Annotated in this window: 19 protein-coding genes; 9 read left to right on the forward strand and 10 right to left on the reverse strand. The window is 33.1% G+C overall.

What is annotated here, in order from left to right; genetic code table 11:
* Position 1: 1 nt before the first annotated feature.
* From CJF42_RS01495 to CJF42_RS01535, 9 genes are all read right to left on the reverse strand, one after another.
* The gene (locus tag CJF42_RS01495; protein WP_095364965.1) at positions 2 to 1,288 is read right to left on the reverse strand and encodes a hypothetical protein; all 1,287 of its coding nucleotides are present in this window, start codon (positions 1,286 to 1,288) and stop codon (positions 2 to 4) included.
* Positions 1,289 to 2,101: a MotA/TolQ/ExbB proton channel family protein gene (locus CJF42_RS01500; RefSeq protein ID WP_095364966.1), complete on the reverse strand. Its 813-nt coding sequence runs from the start codon at positions 2,099 to 2,101 to the stop codon at positions 1,289 to 1,291.
* A gap of 13 nt (positions 2,102 to 2,114) precedes the next feature.
* A complete protein-coding gene (locus CJF42_RS01505) occupies positions 2,115 to 2,390 on the reverse strand; it encodes a hypothetical protein (RefSeq protein ID WP_095364967.1) in 276 nt (91 codons plus the stop codon).
* An 11-nt stretch (positions 2,391 to 2,401) separates the two neighbouring features.
* Positions 2,402 to 4,483 carry a PEGA domain-containing protein gene (locus CJF42_RS01510; RefSeq protein WP_170940429.1) on the reverse strand — a complete coding sequence of 694 codons (2,082 nt, stop codon included), beginning with the start codon at positions 4,481 to 4,483 and terminating at the stop codon, positions 2,402 to 2,404.
* Positions 4,484 to 4,487: 4 nt separating this feature from the next.
* Complete coding sequence (locus CJF42_RS01515) at positions 4,488 to 6,005, reverse strand: tetratricopeptide repeat protein (protein WP_095364969.1); 1,518 nt, start codon at positions 6,003 to 6,005, stop codon at positions 4,488 to 4,490.
* 156 nt (positions 6,006 to 6,161) lie between these two features.
* Complete coding sequence (locus tag CJF42_RS27120) at positions 6,162 to 7,340, reverse strand: hypothetical protein (protein ID WP_095364970.1); 1,179 nt, start codon at positions 7,338 to 7,340, stop codon at positions 6,162 to 6,164.
* Between the two features lie 5 nt (positions 7,341 to 7,345).
* Positions 7,346 to 8,332: a hypothetical protein gene (locus CJF42_RS27125; RefSeq protein WP_095364971.1), complete on the reverse strand. Its 987-nt coding sequence runs from the start codon at positions 8,330 to 8,332 to the stop codon at positions 7,346 to 7,348.
* Between the two features lie 14 nt (positions 8,333 to 8,346).
* Positions 8,347 to 9,597 carry a tetratricopeptide repeat protein gene (locus CJF42_RS01530; RefSeq protein ID WP_095364972.1) on the reverse strand — a complete coding sequence of 417 codons (1,251 nt, stop codon included), beginning with the start codon at positions 9,595 to 9,597 and terminating at the stop codon, positions 8,347 to 8,349.
* Positions 9,598 to 10,107: 510 nt separating this feature from the next.
* On the reverse strand, positions 10,108 to 11,322 hold the full coding sequence (locus CJF42_RS01535; RefSeq protein WP_095364973.1) for a M24 family metallopeptidase: 1,215 nt from the start codon (positions 11,320 to 11,322) through the stop codon (positions 10,108 to 10,110).
* Between the two features lie 157 nt (positions 11,323 to 11,479).
* Here CJF42_RS01535 and CJF42_RS01540 point away from each other — a divergent pair, with 157 nt between their 5' ends.
* From CJF42_RS01540 to CJF42_RS01575, 8 genes are all read left to right on the forward strand, one after another.
* Complete coding sequence (locus tag CJF42_RS01540; protein WP_095364974.1) at positions 11,480 to 12,376, forward strand: cation diffusion facilitator family transporter; 897 nt, start codon at positions 11,480 to 11,482, stop codon at positions 12,374 to 12,376.
* A 93-nt stretch (positions 12,377 to 12,469) separates the two neighbouring features.
* Complete coding sequence (locus tag CJF42_RS01545; protein ID WP_095364975.1) at positions 12,470 to 12,745, forward strand: hypothetical protein; 276 nt, start codon at positions 12,470 to 12,472, stop codon at positions 12,743 to 12,745.
* 98 nt (positions 12,746 to 12,843) lie between these two features.
* Positions 12,844 to 13,545, forward strand: coding sequence for a DUF599 domain-containing protein (locus CJF42_RS01550; protein ID WP_095364976.1), 702 nt, complete (start codon positions 12,844 to 12,846; stop codon positions 13,543 to 13,545).
* A 126-nt stretch (positions 13,546 to 13,671) separates the two neighbouring features.
* A complete protein-coding gene (locus CJF42_RS01555) occupies positions 13,672 to 14,046 on the forward strand; it encodes a hypothetical protein (protein ID WP_095364977.1) in 375 nt (124 codons plus the stop codon).
* Positions 14,047 to 14,198: 152 nt separating this feature from the next.
* Positions 14,199 to 14,438, forward strand: a complete 240-nt coding sequence (locus CJF42_RS01560) for a hypothetical protein (RefSeq protein WP_141235456.1) — start codon at positions 14,199 to 14,201, stop codon at positions 14,436 to 14,438.
* 102 nt (positions 14,439 to 14,540) lie between these two features.
* Positions 14,541 to 15,647 carry an efflux RND transporter periplasmic adaptor subunit gene (locus tag CJF42_RS01565; protein ID WP_095364979.1) on the forward strand — a complete coding sequence of 369 codons (1,107 nt, stop codon included), beginning with the start codon at positions 14,541 to 14,543 and terminating at the stop codon, positions 15,645 to 15,647.
* A 75-nt stretch (positions 15,648 to 15,722) separates the two neighbouring features.
* Positions 15,723 to 18,851 (forward strand): efflux RND transporter permease subunit, encoded by a 3,129-nt coding sequence (locus CJF42_RS01570; protein WP_095365005.1) that lies wholly within the window; start codon positions 15,723 to 15,725, stop codon positions 18,849 to 18,851.
* Positions 18,852 to 18,992: 141 nt separating this feature from the next.
* Complete coding sequence (locus CJF42_RS01575) at positions 18,993 to 19,568, forward strand: thymidine kinase (protein WP_095364980.1); 576 nt, start codon at positions 18,993 to 18,995, stop codon at positions 19,566 to 19,568.
* Between the two features lie 85 nt (positions 19,569 to 19,653).
* On the opposite strand, the gene rlmF is transcribed toward CJF42_RS01575, so the two are convergent.
* Positions 19,654 to 20,595 carry a 23S rRNA (adenine(1618)-N(6))-methyltransferase RlmF gene (rlmF, locus tag CJF42_RS01580; RefSeq protein WP_095364981.1) on the reverse strand — a complete coding sequence of 314 codons (942 nt, stop codon included), beginning with the start codon at positions 20,593 to 20,595 and terminating at the stop codon, positions 19,654 to 19,656.
* Between the two features lie 140 nt (positions 20,596 to 20,735).
* On the opposite strand from rlmF, the gene CJF42_RS01585 reads away from it, so the two are divergent.
* Positions 20,736 to 21,644, forward strand: a complete 909-nt coding sequence (locus CJF42_RS01585; protein ID WP_095364982.1) for an alpha/beta fold hydrolase — start codon at positions 20,736 to 20,738, stop codon at positions 21,642 to 21,644.
* Positions 21,645 to 21,655 lie beyond the last annotated feature (11 nt).

Below are 21,655 nucleotides of genomic sequence, written 5' to 3' on the forward strand. Positions count from 1 at the left end.
CTTAAAACTCCTTATCTAAGAAAATCACTTTCAAATTTAGTTTGTCTAAATTCGAAATCGTATCACCACAATTTAAAAGTATCGTTTGTGAGATGTGTGATTTATTGACTACTATTGGAATATCCTTTAATAAGGTAAGTAATACATTTTTCTTGTTTGGGACTAGAGCAATAAAAGATGACTTTGTTTGCTTTCGACTAAATGGGTGAACACCGTTTTGAGTTTCATTTAAATATATCGTTGCATTTTTAAATGCAACGCAAAATTGGTTACATAAAATATGAGTTGGGGTATCATAATTTTTTTCATTGTTCCTTTTATAATCTTTTAATATTGGGATTTTATCAAGTAAACATATTCCTGTTTGTTTATTTATGAATGGTAGATACTGTTTAATTAAGTAATAAGTTGGAGTTATTGGCAGTAAATTACATTCATGTTTGTATGATGTGTTAGAAATTAAATTATATAGTTTTGTTGTAAGATATATTGATTGATTTTGTGAGGCACTTTCGAATAAAGTGGCAAAAAATTCAGTTGTTTTATCTATCAAATCTAGTCGTTCTATTTTAATTGATTTCTCATTTATCAAAATATTCTGATCTTCTATTAAGCCTGTATTTGATAATTGGTATAAGATTTTATATATTTGATCAAACAACGCTTGTTCTGTGAGTGCGCTGTGTAAAGCATCAAATCGTAAATGTTTTATAAATATTTGATTACACCAATTTGAAATATATGAGACTAGTTCTAAAAAACCTGATTCAGGGAAAGTTTTGTTGCCGGTTAATTCAATAGATTGATTTATCGTAAGCAGAGACAAACTTGAGTTGTGTAATCCTAATTGGCCAACACCATACTCTCCTTTAAAATCAACTTTTACTATATTGAAAACATCATGATTTATGATTGTTAATGTATGTAATTTACAACTTGTTGCTAATCCTAAAAGTAAAGCTAATTGTTGTTCTTTATAATAAGAAGGAACCATAAAAACAACCTGAGTATTATCTTTGTAATTTTTAGTGATCTCAGATAGTTGCAGGTAAACTAAGTCAGCAAAATGTCTAACATTTTTATTATGGCTGTTTATTTTTTCATAACCCAAACGCTGCCAATAATGAGAGTAAAAGTCATCTGGAGATATCTTAATATTAGATAGCGCTTTATCGCCAAATACTACCTGATCTTTTTCAATATGTGCATATGCGCATTGTTCGAAACTATATTCACCGTCATGCACTGTAATTTGAAAATCATTAATTTCAATCACAATTAGATTCATTTAAATCTCCCCAGAGCCTTCGGTTTTTAAGTGATTTAATAAATTCTCATCGCAATAGTCTTGGGTATTTTGCACATGTCTTTCTTGAAATAGCTGAAGCTGGTGAGTAAAAAACATGATAAAAATACTAATAATTAGTGCAATAAATGTTGAATTAAAAGCAACACCCAAACTGTTAGTTACACCTATAATATCACCTTCTACGGCTTTGTGAGCTTGACCTAGCGCTTCGCCTATCCCTCGTACAGTTCCAATAAAACCAATAGAGGGAATAGCCCAAGATATATACCTGATCATTGCTAATTCGCTGTCTAATCGGTCCGCTTCAGAATCACAGGTATCTTTTATAGCTGTTGCCACAGCTGCTATATTTTCTGTCGCAATAAAACGTTTAAGTGCTACTAATATTGTTCTAGGCAATAATAATATTTGTTTGTCTTTTGGTAAGTTCTGAATTGGTCGGCACAAACTGTTTGCATCTTCAGGTAAAACCTTGGTGCCTTGCTGTATATTTAAAACAGACAAATGCAACATCGAGGTTTCATGAACGGTTGTTTTGGCTTTATATGCCATTATCATTAAAACCCAAAACATTAATATAAAACATGTTTCTTGTTCATAATCTTTTAATACAATATAGAGTGATCTTTGAGTGCTAATTTCACTCCCCGCTTTTTGTTGCGCTTCTTGTTGTTGTAAAAGTACTTCTGCGTTGGGTCTAATGACAGCAACATAAACAGCATGCACTATCAGTATTGAAATTAATAAAGAAAATATTTGGTATATAAATTCACTGCCAGAACTTCTTTTCATTATGAATTTCCTTTTAAATATCAATGGGAAACGGAACAGATAAGTCTTCAGAAATAGACTCTGTTGGTATGAACTTTTGATCTTTTTTCGTTTTTTGTACTTTATTTTTATCGATTATATTTTCTATTTTAGATAAGCTAAAAACCCGCTTAGGCTTTTGAGTGATTAACTCTATAGCGCTGCTTATTTTTTTTACTTGTTTATTTGAAATACGATTATCTGTGTTTTCATTAGATAAACTTGATGTTGTTAAAAGTGATAACAAACAAATGCTCAGTTTCATAATCATAAACTAACCTCTTAATTTGCATACTTAGCAATTCTAAAGCCAAGATCTTGCCTCTTACTATTGCCATAATCTCTAAATGAAAGCCTTAATTCAGTTCTTGTTCCATGTGCCCAACTGGAACCTCTAATCACATGATAATCTCCAGTAAGTGGCCCCATAGGGTCAACTTGTATTTTTGAAGACAATCCGGTTTGTATTTCATAGAGATCATGACTCCATTCAGCGACATTACCGGATAAATCATATATCCCTTTTTTATTTTTATTAAATGACGCAACTGGTGCGGATACAGGATAGTTGTCATTATATTTAGCTTGTACATTCCCTAAAATAGCTGCTCCTGAAATGTCAGCAAAGTTCCCTGATTTTTTAGTGGGAGGTAAAGAATCTCCCCATGGGTATTTCAACATTTGGTCATCGATAAATCTTGAGGACCAAATCCATTCAGCTTCTGTTGGTAACCTATAACCTTTTGCTTTTTCATCAAATGAAATCAGTTTATTATCTTTTATGTTATATACATTTTTTAGTTTTTCTTTTAATGAAAGCCAATTACAAAATAAAGCTGCTTGTATCCAAGTTATATTTACAACTGGTTGGTCAATACCATTTAAACTTTTTCCTTTTACATGGCCTGATGAATGCTCACTTTCAAATTGTTTAAATTGTTTGTTGGTCACTTCTGTAAAACCTAAATAAAAAGGGCGAGATAAACTTAAAGTACGTTTAATTTCGTTTGCTCTGCGGCCTTGTTCGCGGCGAGATGCTCCAGCATAAAATATTTTTTTAGGTTTAAATAATTTTAATTTCCCACCCGATGGATCTGAAATAATAGACTTCATATTATCCCATTTAGCTTGTTCTAAAGTTTTAAGTTTGATGTTAAAAGTTTGTGCTAATGTTGCGTTTGGCAGTATGTTTTTCTGATAAGTGACATATCCTGACTTTTCAATTTTTATATTTTGTTGCTTAACTGATAGCGTCAGATCTTGAGAAGCTCGCCCCATAAATATATCATTTATATAAATTAAAGCATCTGAAGGGGTTACTTTAAATTTAACTTCTCCAAGAATAGGTGATAGTGTGATATTTCTTATTACTTTAGTACCTGAACCTACTTTCAACTTTTGATTTTGTTGTTGATAACCTTCTTTAAATATCAATAATGAAGCACTTATATCCGGAAGTACATGCGCTATTATAGGTGTTGTGCCAAGAAACTCTTCACCAAACGTAACACTCGCACCACTAGGTTTGCTTGTGATCTGTAATTCACCTAATAACTTTTCAAGATGGATGTCAGAAATGGTTTGTTTTGTTAATGCTATTACATCAACATCCCTTTCAACATGTTGATAACCTTGCTTTTTAAATATGAGTGAGTGAGTACCTTCTAGTAAATCAAGAGTAATCGGGGTTTTACCTAAAAGCTTACCATTTTCGATGATCTGAACCGCAGAAGGGCTTGAATCGAATGAAATACTAGCCCAAGCAGGGGAGAGTGCAATTGACAGTTTTTGTAGTTGCTGTTTTCCTTTAATAGATAACCTGGTTTTAAAATCGAAAAATTTATCTGATGACACTAACAGTGTATGCTCACCTGCTGAAATATTTGAGATAACCCCATTTTTAATATTGACTGGTTCTGAGTCAATTTTGACTTTTATTTTTACATTTGGATTGACTATTAATTGAAGATCACCAGGCAATTTTAAAAACTTAAAATTAAACTCCTGATTTTGCTTTTGTGTTACTTCAAAACTTTTATTCAATGGATAATAACCTGCTTTGTCAGATTTAAGGGTATAGTTGCCAGGAAGGAGCAAGTAATAATCCGACATTTTAAAATGAAATCCTCCTTCTAAACTGATTTTATTATATTCAGGGCTCGTTTTGAATGTGACTGATTTTGCCGTAAAAACATAAAGTAATGCGATAAAGCTCACACACAATAAAGCTGTTAATATGATATATTTTCCTTTTAATTGAACTTTTTTATCTATGACCGTTTCATTTGCAGGAACGAATTTTAAAGGTTCAATAATATTTTCTATTTGATAATTGCTCTGTTGTTCGTTATTATTTTTATTCATACCATCACCCATTATTCACTTTCTCAATGCACTTAACATGAATTTTATTATTTTGACTTCCAGGTATTAAAGTGACTACTTTTCTAATATCTCTATATCCACTCCTAGAGCCTATTAAAGTATATTCACCGGGTTTTAGTGAAAGGTGTTTATTTGTAAAATGACCTATATCACCTACTCGATAAATTGTTACCGAAGTTAAATCATCAGATAATATTTCGATATCTATTGGCAAGCTACTTTTCTCTAAAAGTTGTTCAACAACTGCAATTTGACTCGCAAGATTCTTATCTGGGTTTTGAATTTTTATCGCGATGTTGTAGGTGTTTTTTGCTTCTTGATATACATTATTATTTGATAACCTCATTGGGTTGTTAATAATATAATTTAGTTTATTTTCTAAATCGGCCTTGGATTTAGTTCTTATAAGTCCTACGCGCGCACTAATAAGACTTGAATCTATTAACAATGCTTTATTATATTGTTCAGCAGAGGCTTCCCACTTAAGTTTCTTTTCAAGCTCAGAGGCCAATTTTAATATTTTTGAAATGTGAGTGAGTGTTTTTTCATTTTTAGATTGTAAAATTGCAGTTTTTGGATCGCTCGATTCCGGATATATATTTTGCGCCCTTGTAAAAAATTTAATAGCGCTATTAAATTTCTTATTATTTAAATTTACATAACCTTGAGACATGACCTTAGAAAAGTCTCTATATTTTATTCTCTCGTTAACAATTTTTATATTTTCTTGCGTTATCTTAGAATTCGCATCCAAAGCTGCTGCCATTAAAAATCGTTTTTGGGCAATATTTAACGCTTTATTTTTTATTAAAGCTACCCCTTCTTTATTTAAAGAAAGTACTTTGTTTAATACGAGTGCACGATCATACTTTTCCTGTGCCTCTATTGCATTTGGTTGTAAATACATCGCTATTTGCAAATTATTTTTTGCTTTTTTAGCATCATTTTTTTCAAGCGCATCTATACCCTGTTTTAAGTATTTATCATAAAAAAGGGGGATTTCAAGTTCTATTTTAGCTAGTTGATTAAGAGATTGATTGTAAAGGGCGATGGCTTTATCAAATTCTTGACTGCGATAAGACAAATCACCCATTTTTGCTTTATCTAATGCGTGTTTAAATTGATCTTTGCGCCATAAGTTCACATGATGATTTTCTAATGTATTTTGTTTTTCTAATACTTTAGCTAATATTGTTTGAGAGGTTTTCCTATGCTTCGCTAATTGTGCTTCATGCCAAGGGGATTCATCTATTGGTTTATTAAGCTCTTTTTCCATAAATACTTTACTATCAGTCTCAAGTGTTGGCTTTGTGATTGTTTGAGGTAAATAAAAAATAACAAAAATTAAAGCCGCGATTAAAATTGTTAACCCGAGTAAATAATAAAGATTAATATTTAATCCTTTTTTTGACGCTCTGCTTTGATTGTTTGAGTTCAAGTCTATGGTTTTAGCGCTATTAAGTATCTGTTTTGGTGATTCAGAAGTATCTTTATGAGTCATCCAGCCTCCGAAGTTAATTAATAACCTAAAATCTTTCTTATGTTTAATATATAGTTTAAAAATTAGTGCATTGCATTTTTAAATCTAAATTTTTTACTTTCAAAAGCAGCTTCCTTACACTGGATTATAATTCGATACTCTCAATCGTAATATTTACTATTTAGTGACATTAATTTTATAAATATCTTTTAAAATATCTCGCCATTGTTCATATTGATTATCAACTGTACCACTTAATGTAATAGTACGATCTTCTAGTTCTATTACATGAGTCTCTAAGTTAGCTTCTAAAGAATCTCCTAACTCTTGTAACGCTTCGATATGTATTTGTGATTCTGCGTCTCTATCAAAACCATCTTTTATAACATAACTGCCGCCAGCTACCGCAACAGCACCAGCAGCGCGAGTTGCCCCACTAGAGTTACCTGCTGCGAATATACCTGCAATTATAGAGGCAGCTCCTATTAATTTTTGATTCCTAGCTTTACGCTGCATTGTTCTCATTGCAATTACTTCATGATAACTTTCTCTTCTCCACGTTTGATAAGGGTTTTTCATTCCTTTTACATAACGACCATAATATTCCTGTAATGTATCAACAAATAAGTAATCTCTTTCTCTTATTTGCCTGATCCTATTCATCATAGGGTCATCTTCTGCAGGGAGGCGGTTTATTGTATAGTTACCCGTTGTATCCTTTGATAAATGACCTGAAAACATATTAGGTGAAAAAGATTTAGCGAATTTTAATTCGGATATTTGTCTTATTTTATTCAGTTGTTTCGGTTGTAATTTTTTTTGGAAAATATATATATCATTGGTTATTTGATTGTAAACATTCTGAAAAGGTTCTTGTAGCAATTGCATGCGTTCATTATATGCGTATTTACTTGCTTTATGCTGATACACTTTTGTATACCAATGCCGACCAGTGGCGTCTGCTACTGTAATATTAAGAGTAAGCAGTTCTCCATCAGATTTAAGAATTCCACCCGTTACTAGCACATCCACTGAGTCATGTTGTAAAGGAACAACTCTAATCGCTCCCCAAGCAGCACTTGTTTGTAATGTTTCCATCAAAAGGTAAGGAAAGTAACTCGCTTCTGCGACTCGAATTTCAGGAAAATAAATTGCATCATCATCTAATTCTTGTAGTTTTTCTAAACCAGGATCAAAGATTTGTATGCCAATATCTAAAAGTTGTGAATCAGGTATTTCATTAGTTTCAAATATGACAGGAATCACCTTAGTCGTTTTCACCTCTGTTGTTGCACAACCAAGCAGTATAAAAATTAAAGGAAGCGCAATTGATACTAATTGATTTAAACTACTCATAATTTTTACTCCTTATCTTGATTTTTGTATTTTCTGTATTCTTGCCATAGTTTTTCCCTAATTATTGGATTTACTTCTTTAAGCGCAGCTTCTCTTATTTGTCTGGCAACAATATCATCATCTTCTCCACTGGAAATATCCGTAGGTGGAGCGTAAATTTGTTGGTTGTTAGAGTGCTTAAAGTCGCCTTGTGATTGCTTATTTGGTATCGGCATGACCCCCACACCAGAGCTTGAGTCATTAGTCATTCCACCTTGCTTTTCTTGATTTGAATCAGTTTCACTATTTAATACGTCGTCATAAAGATTACCATTATTGGCATTTTCTACTTCTTCTTCACTGCCTTCATCATTTCCTTTATTTTGTATATATGCTCTTTCACTCAGTATCATGCCATCATAATCATTCATTGATTTATTAAGTTTCTCCTCAAGTTTTGCAATTGTTTCGCCTCTTGTTGATTGCGCTTTAGTACTATTGGATTTTTTTTCTCCCTCTGTACTACTTTGCGATCTATAAGAAGAATTTGAGCTAGATTCTGAATTTGAGCTAAATTCTGAGTTTGAGCTAAATTCTGAGTTTGAGCTAGATTCTGAGTTTGAGCTAGATTCTGAGTTTGAGCTAGATTCTGAGTTTGAACTAGATTCTTCTTCAGAGAAGTCTATTTCCTTTTTGCTTGATTGACTTTGCTCTTCACTAAATGCATCTTCTGACTGTTGTTCTGACTGTTGTTCTGACTGTTGTTCTGACTGTTGTTCTGACTGTTGCTCTGACTGTTGGGATTGACTGCTTTGAGGCAAAGACTTGGATTGGCTTTGAGAGTTGCTCTGTGATTGAGTTGGTTTGCTGGCTTTTGTTGGGGAAGGCTTCGAAGCAGGAGCAGGCGAGCCAGATGATTGTTCACTTGGAGGTGGAGGCGGTTGGGTAGATTTACACGCTAGTAATATGCAAGATAAAATCAATAAATCAAATAATTTAATCACCGAATTCATTATATAACTCCAATTTATTTAGGAAAAATATGTAATTTCATTTGTTCTGTTCTTATTGGTATTCCCTTAACAAGTTTAGGTCTAAATTTTGTATGCCTCAATGATTTTAATGCAAGAGATCTTAATCTCGTACTTTCCTTCATATTTGAATTCACAACACGTATGTTTTTTGCTCTACCGTGCTTAGTAACATCAAATGATGCCTGAATATATTTTTCATTTGAAAGTAGTAAATCTTTTGAAATTATTTCACGAGTATTAGTTGTTAAATTTGGTAAGTAGGGCAGAGCAATTGGTTTTTGAAATAAGTCTTTTGTAAAGATATGTTCATCATCATTTAAGATTGCAAACTGATAGGCTTCATTATACAAACGCATAGCTGATTGCCGTTTTTCAAAAAGTAGATACCAGTCTGCAAGCTTCAGTTTTACCTTGGATATATTGTAGTAATCAACATCATTTTGATTTTCTAATATTTTAATTTCATTTAATATGGTGTCTCTGCCAGAAGTAAAGCTTGTTCGTTTTAGGGAAATAATTTGGTTTTGATAATTTGAAGTTGTAGTGAAGTTACTATTATCAACTAAGTTTGAGTTTATTGCTGAAAGATCAAAAGTCGCAAAAAAATAACTGATTATCATTTTATTATTTAATATATAGATATTTTGTTTATCAAATGGTCCATATACATTTTCACTGATGTTTAATGCCTGCTTATAAAGATAATAGGCGTTATATAAATCTTGAGCGGGGTTAGGAGAGTAACTCATTGCGTATGAAGTTAAATTCCAATTAGCAATCTTAATTAAAACTTGCAGCATTTGCGCATCTTGCTCAGAAAAATTTCGGTTATTTAACCAATATAAATAGTTGTATTTTTCATGTACTTTTTTCCATTTTTTTTGTTTTTTCAAACTTATTATTATTTTATCTAAAATAGGCAACTGTGCTTTAGAGTACAATCCATCATTGATTCTATTTAGGTGAAGAGAGCGGTTGAATGTCGTTATCGCTAAATCATGTTTTTCTTGTTTTTGATAAATGTCGGCTAAATTTGCAAGCTCTTGTGCTAATTTTTCACTATATACACCTTCCGTTGATTCAAGTTCTTCAATTGCTTTTTCATAAAGGGATATTTGTTCAATGAGGTTTTTAGGTGAATTTATATCGGCAGCAATTTTAAATGGATTACTTGCAGCATTAATGGCTAATGAGAAAGCGGTTAATATCAAAAAAATAATATTCAAATATAAAGCTTTTGTCATAACTAATCTCCATGATTACACCTAAATTGACGAAATCTTTTGAGCAAGTAGTCCCTGACAGAGTATTTTTTAATATAAAAGCTTAAAGCTAAGATATTTAACTTGTTATTATATTTATTTAAAACATTTGAAGTTAAATGTTTATTTAGTTTAAATAAAGTATAGACGATAAAAATTAGATAGTTAAAAATATTATCTTGATTTTAGGGGCTGTTGATCTTTCAGGGTTAAATTTTGTTCGAGATAAAAGCATTTTAGTCGCGGCGAGTAGCCTAGTTATTCTAAGTAAATACGACTCAACAAAGAATAAAATGCTTTTAGCCGAATCCTTCGGACAGCGTTTGTTGAGCATTTTTACTGCGTTATCGCCTTTTTATGTGGCACAACCACATACAAAGCCTCTGCCTTGTATAAATGCCCAACAATTCGCTGCAAAAGTAATTTCGAAAGATCAACAGCCCCTATATTTAATAAAAAAACATCATAAAAATGATGCTTTTTTAAAAGTATTTATGCTTCTAATCCAAAGGGATCATCAATTGAATGCGAAGGGGTTGTAAACCATACTGGTCCGTTATCGTCCATATAAAAATGATCTTCTAAACGAATACCAAATTTTCCAGGAATAACCAACATAGGTTCATTGCTAAACACCATACCTGTGGCCAACTTTGTTTCAGTTCCTTTTACAAGATAAGGCCATTCATGAATATCTAAACCACAACCGTGACCTGTTCTATGAGGTAGTCCGGGTAATTGATAATCAGGGCCATATCCTTGAGACTCTAATATTTTTCTAGCACCATCATCAACATTACCACATGGTGAATTTAACTTAGCTTCATTAAACGCATTTATTTGAGCATCTTTTTCAACTTGCCAAGCTGCTCTTTGCTCAAGAGAAGCTTCACCATAAGCATAGGTTCTTGTTATATCTGAGTTGTAACCATTTAATAAACAACCCGTATCAATTAATACCCAATCATTGTCTTTTAAGATTTGAGGGTCTTTGACACCATGAGGAAATGATGTTGCTAATCCAAATAGTACGATACAAAAAGACGAACCAGATGCACCAACGCGCTTATGTGCTTCATTAATGAATTGTGTCACTTCTAAGGTTGTTATTCCTGGGTGTAGAATTCTAGCAGCAGCTTTATGTACTTCAATCGTCATGTTTTTTGCGCATTGCATAAGTGCTATTTCTGATTTTGATTTAATCTGACGACATAAAGCGGTTACATCAGCACTATTTATGTAATTAAAATTAGGCGCTGCTTTTCTTAAGCCATCAAACACAAAAAATGCTGTAGATTCATCGATTGCAACATTTCCAGATGAAATACCCATATTATTTAAAATCTCTGCAAATAAAGCATATGGGCTTTCATGTTCATGCCAACCATTAAAATGTCCTTGTATTAGCATATGATCTCTTAATGACCCTTCTTCGAAATATGGTGCTATAAACTCTAGTTCTCCTTGTGCAGGTAAAATCGCACCAACGAGTCTTTCACTTTTGTACCATTTCAAACCAGTAAAATAATAAAGGTTAGTACCAGCATCTAGGTACATAACATTTATATTTTGTTGTTTCATCAGCCTTTGTGCTTTATTAATGCGATCTTTAAATTCATTTTTAGATATTGAATTAATATTTTTCGTCATATCTGATAATTTATTTAACTCTACCTCTACGGTAGAACCACCAACGCCTAGTGTCATGTTAAGCTCTTAATTGCATACAATATGTAAAATGTATCATGTAGATATCAAAAATTGAAGATAAGCTAAGTATTTAACTGTAATAATTTAAAATTAAAGTGCTTTTAATCGTAACGGAGGATACAATTGAGACTATATAACATAATATATTTTTTAAATGACCGATATCACAACCCATAAATCTTCTCAAAGACGCTTATTAACAGCACTTGGTATCACCTGCAGCTTTATGTTGATACAGATCATTGGTGCTTTTCATGCTAACTCTCTCGCTGTTTATGCTGATGCTGGACATTTGTTTGTACATAATAGTTCTTTATTTATAGCTTTGATAGCATCAACACTTGCTATTAGACTTGCTACAACCTTTAGCGATGGCTACAGAAAAGCAGAATTAACAGGGGGCTTAATAAACGGATGTTTATACCTATTAATTAGTGGCTTTATTTTATTTCAAGGTTCAGAGCGCTTATTAGACCATGAGCACCATGATAGTCTGGAAATCAATACTTTCATTATGTCATCTATTGCAGCGTTGGGGTTTTTATTCCACGGTGCTTCTGCTTTTGTTTTATATCGAGGAAGAAAAGATAGCATTAATGTGTATGCTGTGTTTCTTCATACTTTTTTTGATTTACTTTCTACTATTATAACCTTTATAACAAGTATCATTATTCATTATACTGATTGGTTAGCCGCTGATTCAATTTCAAGCATGTTAATTTCAATTTTTGTTTTGGTAACAGGCTTAAAGCTAATATATAAATGCGTTATAGGTTTGTTCTTTTGCGGTGTTCGTTTACCTTCAGTTAAAAAGATTGAAAAGGCATTACTTCAGCTTGATCATATCGAAAATATACATAATTTAATTATTAAGAGTGAGAATAAAGAAATTTGTATTGGCGTACATATTGTATTAAAGCATGCGTGCACCTTAGAAAAACACGATGACTTATGTCGATTAGAAGTAGAGACGTTATTAAAAAATAACTTTCAGGTTTCACAATCGGTGTTACAAATTGAAGCCCATGGTTGCAACTCCAGTTTTGCGTAATCTAAAACAATAATAACTATATTTTTACAAAAACTGCTTTTTGTTAAAATATAGTCTAAAATTACAGGTCAAATTAACTTTTCAAGTAATCTTATGACAAAAGAAATGGACAAGTTATTATCCAAACATAAAAAATTAATTCACTCTGAAAACCAAAAAGTTTTATCTCATGTACAAAGAGAAACATCTGATTGGATCCATAATACAGTGATGATTCAAGGGTGTGATGTGCCTTTCAAATATAACAGAAAAAAAAGATATAAAAATTTAAAAGGTTCAATCGTGAATATAACTTATTATCCATCAACCGAAGTCATTGCAGGTTTTGAAATGGAAATAATGAAAACGACACGTATTAAAATCTCTTAATGTAAAAATCCCATATTAATTTGAAGTGAGCACTGTAATTTCATAAGGATAATTTGTAAACTTCATAAATGTATTTTTAGCTTGATTGATTACTCATTATGTTTTTTTCATTTTTAGATACATTTGCCTTAATATCTTTTGTTTTTTGTTGGTCTGGTTACACATATTTTGCACGTAAAAAAGCAAAAACAACAGATTGCATAGCAAGAAGTTTGCATCAACACAGAATTCAATGGATGACGGAGTTAATGCAGAGGGACATAAGGGTAGGTGATGCTGCTCTTTTAGCTAACCTTGAACGGAATATTGCCTTTTTTGCATCGACCACTTTAATTATCATTGCAGGTGTTTTAACCCTTTTTTCTCAGGTTGAACGACTAGAATCTATCATTGCCTCATTACCTTTTGCACTTAATGCCAACCATTTTACAATTCAAATAAAATTAAGCTTATTAGCGTTTATATTTGTTTTAGCATTTTTTCAATTTACTTGGTCGATGAGGCAATATGGCTTTGTTAATGTGATGGTAGGGGCAGCCCCTATCGATTTAGCTAAAAATAATAAAAACTTACTCAATTATGCAAATGAAATGGCGGTAGTACAAGACCAAGCAGCACATTCATATAATTATGGGCTTAGATCCTATTATTTTTCATTGGCAGCTTTATGTTGGTTTTTTCATCCGATTCTATTCATTCTTGCAAGCTTATTCGTATCTTATACCTTGTATAGACGTGAATTTAAATCAAAGGCAGTACGTGCATTGATCAGAGCTAAAACATATTTAAAACAACAGTAAAACAATTGGTTATGTTATATAGTTTCAATAACACAACCAATTGTTTTAAGAAAAAGGCATTGAGAAAAAGGACTTGCTATGATAGAGTTCGTCTGATTTTAAAATCCTATTGAAGGTTTTTTTTAGATGTTGAAAACAAGATTACTATTTTTATTAGTTACATTATTAGTGTGCCAGCCAATGCTGGATTTCATTGATGTGCAACATCATAATGAAAAGGTTAATCAAACATCTCAACTTTTATTTCAACAATCCAAATTAGACTCTCACTGTAAAGAAAATGGTGATCATCAACTTCATAACTTTGAACATAAAATTATATCTCAAGAACTTGATAACCAAAAAGACTGTTCGCACTGTTATAACTGCCATATTGGTATATATCTTCCCTTAGTTATAAATTATACCGATATAGTGTTAAATCCAAACGCATCACAAACTTTAAGAGTTCTTTTTAACTCTGAACATATCGATCCTGAACAACGTCCTCCAATAGCTTAATCAAAGATAGTCTTAATAAGATACTTCTAAAGACTCACTCATAAATTTCAAACTAACTTGTATTTATAAATCAAAATGAACTTTAATGTTTATCCGTTACATCGGATAGATTGCATATTCGTTTTTGGTAATGATTAAGAGAAAAAATGCATATGAAAAATAATATAACCTACTTACTTGGTTTGTTTTTACCTGCTTGTTTTGTATCAAGTGCATTAGCAGAGCACACACAAAAAGTCACACCCCAGATGTGTTTTGAAAACCAGATGGTACAGAATCCAAAAGTAATTGCAGCAAAAGTGAATTTAAATATGAGGTTATCTTTGACAAGCTCTCCTTCTCAGCCGAAATGCAATCCAGAGCTAACAAGTAACTTTAACGATAGCACTTAAATAAAGGGCAAATTTAGCAACTATTGAGTATTTAAAACTAACGCACTATCAGCTTTGTAAAATAAATAATCAATTTATCTAGAATTAATTTAGGAAATAAAAATGAATAAAACAATATTATCCATAATAGTCACAAGTATGTTTGCTTTTACAGCGCTTAATACATTTTCATCTGAAAATCACGTGCATAAAGGTGAAGAATCCGGCACCCGTTTCAGCAAAGAGCAAATGGCAATCAGCAACATAAAAGTAGCAGAGTTATTGCCTCAAGAAGTAAATTTCTCTTTATATGCGCCAGGTGAATTGAAAGCTAATGGATATACAAGCTATTCGGTATCGCCTAGAGTTGACTCAATTGTTATCAAACGCCACGCTATTTTAGGTCAACATATTGAAAAAGGCGTGCCATTAGTAACTTTATTTAGTGTGGAAGTTGCCAATGCACAAGCGGCTTACAGACTGAGTTTAGCCGAGTGGAATAGAGTTAAAAAATTAGGTAGGGCTACAATCACTGAAAAACGATTTTTAGAAGCTAAAGCTGAGCATGAAGTAGCATATAGCACACTTAAGGCATATGGATTATCTGAAGCTGCAATTAAGAAATCAACCGCATCAAAAACTGAAAATCTAGGTCAGTACACTTTATATGCTCAAACACAAGGAGCTGTTTTAGCTGATTATTTTTTACAGGGAAAAAGAGTCATTGCGGGTGATGAACTGATGTTATTAGCAGATGAGCATCAACTTTGGGTTGAAGCACAATTACCTCCGAATAGTTTAATTAATATTCCTGAAGGCACAAAGGCCAATATATTAATTGATAATCAGGAGTTTAAAGCTGTTGTGATCCAAGAAGGTCACACCATAGATCAACAGTCTCGCACTCGCACAATACGATTAGCAGTTAATAATGAACAACATAAATTACATCCAGGTATGTTTACAGACGTTAATTTCTTATTTAATCAACAAGAGCCTGTTATGACTGTCCCAGAAACAGCTTTAATGCGTGGTGCAGATGGAGATTGGTTAGTCTATGTTGAAGATCATCCTGGTGAATTCAAAGTTGTAGAAGTCGCGCTAGGTCGTACCTTTGTTCAAGGGCGAGAGATTATTGGCATAAAACCGGGTACTAAGGTGGTCGTTGTAGGTGCTTTTTTTGTTGCATCACAAATTGCTAAAGGTGGATTTGATCCACACAACCATTAAAACGTGAAAATAATCACTTCCAAATTAGTAAAAGGTGACTCTTTATCTCACAGCCAATTAAATTTAAGGCAATTTATGTTTAACAAAATAATAGAATCGGCCATCAATAATCGTTTAATAATATTATTGGGCCTTATAGCATTAGTAATATCGTCAATATTTGTGATCCCAAAATTAAATTTAGATGCATTTCCTGATGTGACAAATATACAAGTTTCTGTAAATACTGAAGCACCAGGATTAGCAGCTGAAGAAGTTGAGCAACTCATTACTTATCCCATTGAAGCTGTTATGTATGCATTACCAGATGTAGAACAAGTTCGTTCTATTTCTAAGACTGGGCTCTCAGGTGTTACTGTTGTATTTAAAGAAGGCACAGATATATACTTTGCTCGTCAACTCGTTTTCGAAAGGCTTCAATCTGCAAAAGAGTTGATCCCTCAAGGGGTTGGTATGCCTGAAATTGGTCCTAATACATCTGGGCTTGGGCAAATATTTCAGTATTTATTAGTCGCAGATGAAGCATCTGGTTTAGATGCAATGGCATTACGTAGCCTAAACGACTGGGTTGTTAAGTTACTTATTTTACCCGTTGATGGTGTCACAGATGTTTTATCTTATGGGGGTGATGTAAAACAATACCAAGTAAATGTTAATCCTCATAAATTATTAGCCTATAACTTGACTCAAGGAGATGTTGTTAATGCACTAGAAAATAATAATGAAAATGTGGGGGGGTGGTATATGAATCGAGGCCAAGAACAGCTAGTAATTCGTGGCATGGGCTGGTTCAATAGTGGTGAGAAAGGAATGACAGAAATAAGTCAGACTCCTGTGAAAACCATCAATGGAAAAGTTGTTACCGTTTCTGATATAGCTAAAATAGAACTAGGTAGTGAAATAAGGCAAGGCGCTGTGACTATGACGCGCCGAACTGAAGGAAATACTATAGAAAAATTAGGTGAAGTTGTTTCTGGCGTAGTGTTAAAACGTATGGGAGCCAATACAAAGGCAACAATAGATGGTATTAATCAAAGAATGGAATTAATACAACAAGCTTTACCTGATGGTGTCACATTTGAGGTTTTTTATGATCAAGCTGATTTAATTACTAAAGCCGTAAATACTGTTGTTGATGCATTACTATTATCCTTTATTTTCATCGTTGTGATTTTAGCGCTATTTTTAATGGACTTAAAAGCGACAACCCTTGTATTAATTTCTATTCCTATCGCAATTACAATTGCTCTTATGGTGATGTCATGGGCAGGTTTATCTGCAAACTTAATGTCATTAGGCGGTATCGCAGTTGCAATCGGTATGCTTGTTGATGGTTCAGTTGTTATGGTTGAAAATATATATAAACACCTGAGTGTTAAAAATAACCTACAATCAACAAGAGATAAAGTGTTTACTGCAGCAAAAGAAGTTGCAAGACCAGTATTTTTTGCCGCATTAATCATATTAGTTGTTTTTCTTCCATTATTTAGTTTTGAAGGCGTAGAAGCTAAGTTATTTCAACCAATGGCTATTAGTATAATGCTTGCTATTATTGCAGCTGTTTTTGTCGCACTCATTTGTGTCCCAGCACTTGCTGTATTTATGTTTAAAAATGGTATAAAACCGAAAGAAAGTTTGTTATTAAAACCCATTGACACTCTGTATAAGATCGGACTTGGCTTTGCGATGAAAAATGTGAAATCGGTTATTGCTTCTGCTGTCGTTTTAGTCATATTAGCTGTTACGTTAATTCCTCATCTGGGAACTGAATTTGTACCAGAATTAGAGGAAGGTACAATCAACTTAAGAGTCACATTAGCACCATCATCAAGTTTAGAGACCACTTTAAGTGTTGCGCCAAAAATTCAAGCCCTACTACTTGACTTTCCTGAAGTTGAGTATGCACTTAGTCGAATTGGTCGACCTGAACTAGGTGGTGATCCAGAGCCTGTAAATAACATTGAAATTTACATTGGATTGAAGCCGGTAGCACGATGGACAACTGCAACAAATCGTTTTGAATTACAAAATCTAATGGAAGAAAAACTAGAAGTATTCCCGGGGTTACTTTACAATTTTTCTCAACCTATCGCGAGTCGTGTTGATGAATTGTTATCAGGTGTTAAAGCACAACTGGCAATAAAATTATTTGGCTCAGACTTGGATGTTTTAGTATCGAAAGGTCAAGAAATTGAATCTGTTATTAAAACCATAAAAGGCGCTAAAGATGTTGCTATGGAGCAAATTTCAGGTGAAGCACAGCTCGTAATTACACCAAATCGCCGTCAATTATCTCGCTATGGTCTGTCTGTTGGTGATGTAATGGAAGTCGTAAGTGATGGCTTAGGCGGTACAGAAGCAGGACAAGTTATTAATGGTAATGAAAGATACGACATATACGTACGCTTAGAAAATAAATTTAGAAATAACCCGCAAGTTATCTCTGAATTAAGAATAAAATCTCCCAATGGCGCTATTGTACGTTTAGCTGATGTTGCTTCTGTCACAATTGCATCTGGGCCACCACAAGTTAGGCGTGATGATGTTCAACGCCGTGTGGTGGTACAAGCTAATGTTCAAGGCAGAGATATGGGCAGTGTAGTAGCCGAGATTCAGTCTGCAATAGCTCAGAATGTTGATTTACCAACGGGTTATACCACATCAATAGGCGGCCAATTTGAAAATCAGCAAAGAGCCCAGAAAAGGTTATCTATTGTTGTGCCAATATCACTGCTTATGATTGCATTCTTATTATATTTTGCATTTGGTACCTTTGGCCAAGCGATGCTTATTTTAGTAAACGTGCCATTAGCTATTATTGGTGGAGTAGTTTCTTTATATATGTCAGGACAGTATTTATCAGTTCCTAGTTCTGTCGGATTTATAACACTATTTGGTGTTGCTGTGTTAAATGGTGTTGTAATGGTTGAAAGTATTAATCAAAGAATAGCGCTAGGTGAAGACCCTACAGCGGCTGCGTTCAATGGTGCCATTGCTAGATTAAGACCTGTTTTAATGACTGCACTCACATCAGCTTTAGGTTTAATACCTATGTTAATGTCTACTGGCATTGGAGCTGAAATACAAAAACCCTTAGCGACCGTTATCGTGGGTGGTTTAGTAACAGCTACCTTATTAACTTTATTTGTAGTGCCAGTATTATTTACTCAGTTTTCAAAAGCAAAAATAGCTCAATTATCATAATCCTAAAAGACAAGTTGATATTAATTGTCGACTTGTCTTATCATTCATAAGTAAAGCTATACAAGGCAAAATAAGCATAACTTTCATTTAAGTAGTAATTAAAGTAGCATCCACTATTCAATTTTTTTGACCGAGAGTTATATGGCTCAATTGTATTTTTATTATTCAGCAATGAATGCCGGTAAGTCGACAACTATGCTGCAATCTTCTTTTAATTATCAAGAGCGTGGTATGAACCCTGTTATCTTTACTGCAAAGATTGACAACCGATTTGGTGAGGGCAAAGTAAGCTCTCGTATTGGTTTAGAAGCGGATGCGGAATTATTTGCACTTGAAACAAATTTATTTGAGCGGATTGCTACTTTAAATGAAAATCAAAAAATACATTGCGTTTTGATAGATGAAAGTCAATTTTTAACCAAAGAGCAAGTGCAGCAAATCTCGGATGTAGTAGATAAACTAAATATCCCTGTTTTATGTTATGGTCTAAGAACAGACTTTAGAGGTGAATTGTTTATTGGCGCACAATATCTATTAGCGTGGGCTGATAAGTTAATAGAGTTAAAAACTGTATGTCATTGTGGTAGAAAAGCCAATATGGTACTACGTACAGATGAAAATGGTGTTGCAATGGCTGATGGTGAACAAGTAGAAATTGGTGGAAATGAGCGTTATGTATCAGTGTGCCGTAAACACTATAAAGATGCATTAAATTAAAAAATAAGGCCGGTTATATACCCGTACTACTTGAAATGCAGTTTCCATGTTTGGGTATAGGCCTGCTTTGTTCAAAATCGATGAATTATGACCATCTGTCCTTGGCCCAAGTTTGCCTTTTGGCTTTATCATAAAATGTCCAAGCAACAAAGCGGCTTGTTTTTTGGCCTTGAGCCATATCAATTGTGGTAAACTCAGTAACATTCTGTAATTTAAATTCCTTATAAATTGCAGCTAAGTTATTTTTTTTAGATACTAAACAGGTAAACCATAAACACTGCGCTTTATATTCATTGCTTTCATTTATCATATTTTTGATAAACTGCAATTCACCACCAGGACACCAAAGTTCAGCTTTTTGTCCTCCAAAATTCAAATTACTTTTGTCATTTACAACTTTATTGCATGTTTTATTTAAATTTTTCCATTTACGCTCAGACCCTTTGTTGGCATCTTCAATCGAGCTATGAAATGGGGGATTACATAAGGTTATATCAAAAATATCTTTTGATTTAATCAGATTTTTAAAAATATTAGCCTGCTGTTTCTGTAACCTGATATCAATTTTTAAATTATTAAACAGTGCAATTTGTTGTGCAATTTTAACTGATACGGGATCAATATCACTCGCTGTAAAGTGCCATTGATATGTTTTGTTGCCCGTTAGCGGATATATTAAATTAGCGCCAGTGCCTATATCTAAAACCTTTAGCTTTTTTCCTGTCGGAATACTATGGTTGTTCTCTTTGGCCAGTAAATCAGCTAGGTAATGTATATAATCTACTCTACCAGGTACAGGTGGACATAAATAAGTATTAGGGATATCCCAAAAATTAATTTGATAATACGCTTTTAGTAAAGCTTTATTTAACTGCTTGACCGATTGGCTATTAGTGAAGTCGATTGTTTGCCCATTTCTAGCTGATGTAATGACAAAAGGTATTAATTCAGGTGAAGCTTTAATAAGAAAGGAGAAGTCATATCCATTAATATGTATATTTCTTGGATGAAGCTTAGCTTGTTTCATTAATGGCAAATTCACGGTTTAAAGTTAATTAGATGCATATTATAAACTTTAGATATAACAAATGTAAGCTTTGTTCATATCTTTGATTTTAATAGTTTCAACTGGTAGGATGTCAGACCAATTGTAACGGTGATCTCTATATGAATAGCGTTAAACAAAAGTCTATTTTAATACCAATTTGTGAAAAACAAAATCTTCATTTAAGACATATTTATCAAGAAGGTTGTACTGGTTCTGCAGTATTACTTTTACATGGTGCAATTGAAAATGGAAAAATCTTTTACACCGAAAAAAATAAAGGATTTGCACCATTTTTAGCAAAAAATGGCTATAATTGTTTTGTTGCAGATTTAAGGGGGAGAGGTTTAAGTAAACCTGGTATCAGTGCCTATTCCGACTATGGACAGACTGAGGCTATTGTTGAAGATATACCTGCTTTTATCAAGGCAATTAAAAACAGCACAGGAAAAGAGCCTGAATATTGGGTTGCTCATTCTTGGGGTGGTGTTTTAATGAATAGTTTTTTAGCTAGGCATCCTGAGATGATCTCAAAGGTAAAAGCATGTGCGTATTTTGGTTCTAAAAGGTCTTTATATAACACTCATCCGCAAAAATTCTTTAAGGCCAATTTACTTTGGTATTTTTTAGCTCCTAAAATTGTTAAAAATAAAGGTTACTTACCTGCAAAAAGGTTAGGTTGGGGTTCTGATGATGAAACACAAAAGTCTTTAATGCACAGCGTAGCTTGGGCTAAGATTGCGCCTTGGATAGATCCACAAGATAGCTTTGATTATGGACATGCTGTAGCTGAACTCTCATTACCACCAATATTACATATCGCAGCAATTAAAGATAAAGCGTTGGCACAAACAATTGATATACAAAAGTTTATGGATGAATCAGGAAAGGGCACGCAGAAAATGAATTTATATGGGAAAAAATACGGTCATGGTCATAATTATGATCATATTGATATGCTAACCCATGCTAAAGCACATAATGACCAATTCCAAGATGTATTGAATTGGTTTGAGCAATATAGTACATAACTTTATAGCGT

This window comes from Pseudoalteromonas sp. NBT06-2, assembly GCF_002276045.1.
In the GTDB taxonomy this organism is placed as follows: domain Bacteria; phylum Pseudomonadota; class Gammaproteobacteria; order Enterobacterales; family Alteromonadaceae; genus Pseudoalteromonas.

Excerpts from the sequence above, each read along its gene's own strand:
- CJF42_RS01585 (WP_095364982.1), top strand. The coding sequence starts at position 20,736 with ATGAATAGCGTTAAACAAAAGTCTATTTTAATACCAATTTGTGAAAAA.
- CJF42_RS01540 (WP_095364974.1), top strand. The coding sequence starts at position 11,480 with ATGACCGATATCACAACCCATAAATCTTCTCAAAGACGCTTATTAACA.
- rlmF (WP_095364981.1), bottom strand. The coding sequence starts at position 20,595 with ATGAAACAAGCTAAGCTTCATCCAAGAAATATACATATTAATGGATAT.
- CJF42_RS01575 (WP_095364980.1), top strand. The coding sequence starts at position 18,993 with ATGGCTCAATTGTATTTTTATTATTCAGCAATGAATGCCGGTAAGTCG.
- CJF42_RS01550 (WP_095364976.1), top strand. The coding sequence starts at position 12,844 with ATGTTTTTTTCATTTTTAGATACATTTGCCTTAATATCTTTTGTTTTT.
- CJF42_RS01535 (WP_095364973.1), bottom strand. The coding sequence starts at position 11,322 with ATGACACTAGGCGTTGGTGGTTCTACCGTAGAGGTAGAGTTAAATAAA.
- CJF42_RS01510 (WP_170940429.1), bottom strand. The coding sequence starts at position 4,483 with ATGAATAAAAATAATAACGAACAACAGAGCAATTATCAAATAGAAAAT.
- CJF42_RS01505 (WP_095364967.1), bottom strand. The coding sequence starts at position 2,390 with ATGATTATGAAACTGAGCATTTGTTTGTTATCACTTTTAACAACATCA.
- CJF42_RS01495 (WP_095364965.1), bottom strand. The coding sequence starts at position 1,288 with ATGAATCTAATTGTGATTGAAATTAATGATTTTCAAATTACAGTGCAT.
- CJF42_RS01545 (WP_095364975.1), top strand. The coding sequence starts at position 12,470 with ATGACAAAAGAAATGGACAAGTTATTATCCAAACATAAAAAATTAATT.
- CJF42_RS27120 (WP_095364970.1), bottom strand. The coding sequence starts at position 7,340 with ATGAGTAGTTTAAATCAATTAGTATCAATTGCGCTTCCTTTAATTTTT.
- CJF42_RS01570 (WP_095365005.1), top strand. The coding sequence starts at position 15,723 with ATGTTTAACAAAATAATAGAATCGGCCATCAATAATCGTTTAATAATA.
- CJF42_RS01500 (WP_095364966.1), bottom strand. The coding sequence starts at position 2,101 with ATGAAAAGAAGTTCTGGCAGTGAATTTATATACCAAATATTTTCTTTA.
- CJF42_RS01565 (WP_095364979.1), top strand. The coding sequence starts at position 14,541 with ATGAATAAAACAATATTATCCATAATAGTCACAAGTATGTTTGCTTTT.
- CJF42_RS01555 (WP_095364977.1), top strand. The coding sequence starts at position 13,672 with ATGTTGAAAACAAGATTACTATTTTTATTAGTTACATTATTAGTGTGC.
- CJF42_RS01560 (WP_141235456.1), top strand. The coding sequence starts at position 14,199 with ATGAAAAATAATATAACCTACTTACTTGGTTTGTTTTTACCTGCTTGT.
- CJF42_RS01515 (WP_095364969.1), bottom strand. The coding sequence starts at position 6,005 with ATGACTCATAAAGATACTTCTGAATCACCAAAACAGATACTTAATAGC.
- CJF42_RS27125 (WP_095364971.1), bottom strand. The coding sequence starts at position 8,332 with ATGAATTCGGTGATTAAATTATTTGATTTATTGATTTTATCTTGCATA.
- CJF42_RS01530 (WP_095364972.1), bottom strand. The coding sequence starts at position 9,597 with ATGACAAAAGCTTTATATTTGAATATTATTTTTTTGATATTAACCGCT.